Source organism: Bacillus sp. 522_BSPC (genome assembly GCF_001076885.1).
GTDB lineage: Bacteria > Bacillota > Bacilli > Bacillales > Cytobacillaceae > Niallia > Niallia hominis.
Genome location: NZ_JVDT01000279.1, coordinates 1 through 4,927, shown reverse-complemented (window position 1 = coordinate 4,927; position 4,927 = coordinate 1). Strand labels below are relative to the sequence as shown.

The 4,927-nt window shown below is 31.7% G+C and carries 3 protein-coding genes and 1 pseudogene; all 4 read left to right on the top strand.

Annotation, left to right across the window (positions count from 1 at the left end):
- The first annotated feature begins 104 nt into the window (after nucleotides 1–104).
- The 4 genes and pseudogenes from ADJ83_RS23355 to tnpA all read left to right on the top strand — a co-directional run bounded on the left by ADJ83_RS23355 (nucleotide 105) and on the right by tnpA (nucleotide 4,904).
- Nucleotides 105–1,586, top strand: a complete 1,482-nt coding sequence (locus ADJ83_RS23355) for a hypothetical protein (RefSeq protein WP_231512611.1) — start codon at nucleotides 105–107, stop codon at nucleotides 1,584–1,586.
- 15 nt (nucleotides 1,587–1,601) lie between these two features.
- Nucleotides 1,602–2,599 (top strand): annotated as a pseudogene (locus ADJ83_RS23350) (ATP-binding protein).
- Nucleotides 2,600–2,637: 38 nt separating this feature from the next.
- Nucleotides 2,638–4,197, top strand: a complete 1,560-nt coding sequence (locus ADJ83_RS23345; protein ID WP_065429145.1) for a hypothetical protein — start codon at nucleotides 2,638–2,640, stop codon at nucleotides 4,195–4,197.
- 251 nt (nucleotides 4,198–4,448) lie between these two features.
- Nucleotides 4,449–4,904 carry an IS200/IS605 family transposase gene (gene tnpA / locus ADJ83_RS23340; RefSeq protein WP_031538471.1) on the top strand — a complete coding sequence of 152 codons (456 nt, stop codon included), beginning with the start codon at nucleotides 4,449–4,451 and terminating at the stop codon, nucleotides 4,902–4,904.
- Nucleotides 4,905–4,927: the final 23 nt, after the last annotated feature.

Sequence of the window (4,927 nt, the reverse complement as noted above, 5' to 3'; positions counted from 1 at the left end):
AAAAGGGAGCTAAAAAAACTCCCACAAAAACTTGACTCAATCTCATTAACATAAGAAATTTACACAAGAAGTTTATTAATGAATGTAAAGTTTTGGGGATTAAAATGAATGAATATCCTTTTAACACGAGTTCATTGGCAATAAAGTCCCTTGAACGGTATGTAAAATCATTGTCTAAAACGTATTTTGTTGAAGTAGCAAATAGGAATGGTGAACAAGCAGCTATGGTTGCCAAAAACACCGGCATCGGTAACAAAAACAATCCGATGATTATCAGACCGCTAGAACGAGTGGAATTTGACGGTCATAGAATAGATACTTCAATAGCAATAATTTTTAATACCCCAGAGGGTGATGAGATTATCGAAGTAATGAATCGGATATGGATTCTTTCCATTGTTGATGTAGCTACGAGAGCAATACTAGGATATCATCTCTGTCTAAATAAAGAATATTCTGCACATGATGTTCTAATGTGTATTAGGAATGCTATTTTTCCGTGGAAAAGGAAATCGCTTACTATTGAAGGATTAAACTATTCGGAAAGAGCAAACTTTCCTTCAAATTTAATTCCAGAAGCTAGTTTTGGTTTATGGGACGAGTTTTGCTACGACAATGCAAAAGCTAATATTGCAAAGAATGTAAAAGAAAAACTTGTTGACTTAATTGGTTGTTCTATTAATTTGGGACCTGTAGCAATTCCGGTTAGAAGGCCTATTATCGAACGTTTTTTTCGGACATTAGAGCAAAATGGGTTTCATAGGTTACCTTCTACAACTGGAAGTAACCCAAAAGACCCAAAAAGGAATAATTCAGAAGAAAATGCTATTAAATATAGAATTACTGCACAACACCTTGAAGAACTTACGGATGTATTAATTGCTGAATACAATGATAGTCCACATGAAGGAAATAGTAATCTTAGCCCATTAGAAGTTTTTGAACAAAGAGTAGCGAGAGGAATGACAATACTTCAGTTACCTGAAGAAAAACGTAATGAAATAGCCTTTTTTTCATTAACAGTTACAAGAAGAGTTAATGGTAGTGAAAAGAATGGAAGAAGACCATTTGTTAATTATGAAGGGGTAAGATATACGAACGATGTATTAAACCGTTCGCCACATTTAGTTAATAAAACACTTAAACTGCTAGTCAACACGGATGATTTAAGGATTGTAAAAGCATTTCTAGATGATGGTAGTGAATTAGGTAATTTAAGTGCTACTGGAAAATGGGGAATAACCCCTCATGACCTTAGAACTAGAAAAGCTATAAATAAACTAAAAAATAATAAGTTAATACATTTCACTCAATATGATGATCCAATTCAAGTTTACCAAGACTACTTAGAAAAAGAAGCACGAAAAAATAAAACAAACAGAAACAAATTAGCTTCCCTAAAAAAAGAACAAAAGAGTAAAGAAGAACGATACCAAATAGCAAAGTATAATGAAGACAAAGGGACCATTATTAACGGAAATTTTGAAAACCTTTCCGATCTATCTAATGTTAGGAAGCATAAGGAACCTGAAGCAGGGGATAAACAAACTGATAAGCGAATCTTAAAAAGAACGATAATTTTTTAATTGGAGGTCCTAAAAATGTCAGAAACAGTGGAATCCAATCAATCTAATAAAATATTAATTAGACCTTATATTCCAAAAGGAACTCATCCCATTGAGACGGGTAAATATTTGATTTCAACAAATGAGATCGATAGAATGTATCAAACTGTCATTCAATGGGTCGAAAACAGAACTCCGGGTGCGATCATATATGGTCGTCCCAGATTAGGAAAAACAAGAGCTATTTCATATTTAATTAATTGTTTGCCACAAGACTTTGGTGAAAATACACCAATTTTTCATATTCGTTGTCGTAAATACAAAAATCCCAATGAAAATTTCTTTTTTGAAGATTTATTAAATGCTGTGGGACATTCAATTATCATAAGTGGAAAATCCAATATGAAGAGAACAAGGCTATTAAGATTTCTAGTAGAACGTGCTGACTTCTCAGGTAATAATAAGATTGTTTTTTTTATAGATGATGCACAAAGACTTGTAGAAATTCATTATGATTGGTTAATGGATCTATATAATGATTTGGATCATTATGGCATAACTTTAACTACTATTCTAGTAGGACAAAAAGAATTGGTTCATCAACGATCTGCGTTTATCAGTGGAGATAAATTTCAAATAGTGGGTCGCTTTATGAGCCATGAATATCAATTTAAGGGAATTGAAAATTTAAATAATTTAAGGATTTGTTTAACAGGATATGACGATTATTGTGAATACCCTACAAATAGTAACTGGTCATTCACTAAATACTTTTTTTCTGAATCTTTTACAAGAGGATATAGGTTGCATCATTCAGCCGAAGAATAATTTCAGGTTTTTGTAAATTTAAGAAGAGAATTCGGATTACCTCAGAAAGTAGAAATTCCAATGCAATATGTTACATTAACTGTAGAATATGCTTTAAAACGATTTGGAAATAATGGTTTAGATTTACCGGCTATAAAAAAACTCATTGGGAAGAAGCAATTAATAATTCTGGGTACATCCAATCAGAATTGTATCAAATAAGTTAATATAATATACATTACTTAGATAAAGGTGGTTGAAAGTTATGACCTTTCAATTTACTTGGTCTACCGAATGGATTCAAGACTACGAATCATCTTGGGGAATATTAGAAAAATTTATGTGGGCAAATGCTATTGACGGAAATACTATTTTAGCCTTAATCGGCAATAAAAATGTTAGGCAATTAAAAAACATTTCAAATGCTGGCAGCCGCCACCGTAATCTAGTTTATTTTTTCAGCATTGATTCGGAATTGAGTCAAAAGATTATTGGAATAGATCTAAAAGAGTACCATGACAATTTAGCAGATAAACTAATCCATATAATTCCCAATATTAAGTTTGAAATTAATTATTTTCACTCTAACTTGTCATATTGCCCTATTTGTTTAAGTAAAGGATATCATAGTATTCTACACCAACTGAAAATTTTTGATCACTGTGCTTTTCATCCAGAACAAGAGTTAATTGTTAGGTGCGTAAAATGTGATAAATTAATGCCAGAATATCTTATTAATAAAGGCAACAAAGAGGCTTTTCGTTGCACCTGTGGTTACGATTTTCTTGATTCAGAAAATATACGGTCAATATTTTTATCATGGAAAAAACAACCTAGAATTCAAAACCAAATCATAAATTCATGGTTAAATTTACCTCGTGAAAAAGTTCATCAATATCATTTAATTTACCCCTTTGATAATTACAACAAATACTTTGTTATTAATGATACTGATTACTTGACAATGATGCCCCAATTATTGATTAGAGCTTTTAATGATAACCCTGCTCTGAGTGAGAAAATTATTAAAATTTCTTCTAATAAGGGAATCTTGAAAATTAAAAATGATTATAGGTTGTTAAAGGAAAATTATTTAACTGCTTTTCCACGTCAATTTTCACGCTTTAGATTCAACGAAAAACATAAAATTGATAGTTTCTTCTTTGAAGTCTACAAACAAACTAGGATTATTTATAAAGCAGTAAGTAGATATATATTACGTAATATTATCAAGGACCACAAGAAATGCGTTGAGATTTTCAATAAAGCCCAACAAAATGGTGATGTTTGTCCCCATGCATTATCATTTACTTGGTGGAAAATGGAGTGTGAAGGAATAGATTCATTTTGGAAAATAGAAAATCAAACAAAAATTCGAGAAACATATGATTTTGAATGCATAAGAGAACGGTTTAGTTCATTTATTCGTGGATCATTTATGACACACCTAGAAGAAGTATTAAATCCTATCAGTAGAGAGGAAGAGCTTGATTTCTTAAATTATAATGTTAGCAGAATAAATTATATTTTAAATAAAATCGTTACACATTTATTAATTGAGCGTTATATAAAATGGTTAGAGGTCGTACAAAACCCAGAAAAATTTAAACAACTCCATCCTGATGATACTATTCCTATGTACCTTGCAAAAATCCCGCAAAATTCAAATGAAGAAATAGTTTTCTATTTTCCTAATGGACGAATTAATTACATGAAGAATCTCATAAAAGACATCAGTGAACAAGTAAATTGTCCAATAAGTAAATCTAAGAGGTATCCGCCTTATAAATCTCCAATTCGAATAGCAATGGACAAAATGAAATAAAACAAAGCAGAGTATTTAAATTGAATAGCGTAAGCCTGAACTATAAAAAAGAACACCTTTTCGGTCTACATCACAAAAGCCATATACCACGATTTTTTAAATCGAATATATGGCTTTTATTAATCTTTTTAAACCACAGGATATGCCTGTGTGCAAATGAAACTTGTAGAGTTGTATCAGAAAAAAACTCCAATCGTTATAATAGAAGATGGCCGTCAAACCAACTTCTATTAACGAGAGGAGTCCTGCTCATGTCGAGCGACAATAGTTTATCACATACAAGATGGAATTGTAAGTATCATATCGTATTTATTCCCAAATACAGAAGGAAAGTAGTGTATGGGAAATTAAGAAAAGATATAGGTGCTATTTTGAGAAAACTATGTGAAATGAAAGATGTAGAAATATTGGAAGCACATGCAATGCCAGATCATATTCACATGCTGGTCAAAATACCACCGAAAATGTCTGTTTCGTATTTCATGGGATATTTAAAAGGTAAAAGTTCCTTGATGATCCATGATAGACACGCAAATTTAAAATATAATCATGGAAACCGAACGTTTTGGGCGAAAGGATATTACGTAAGTACGGTGGGATTAAACGAAAAAACAATTGCAAAGTATATTCGAGAGCAAGAAGCAGAAGACCGTTTGCGAGATAATATGAGCAAACGAGAATACGTCGATCCATTTAAAGAAAAGTAGGGAGAGTAAACGGTTGGCGGTCA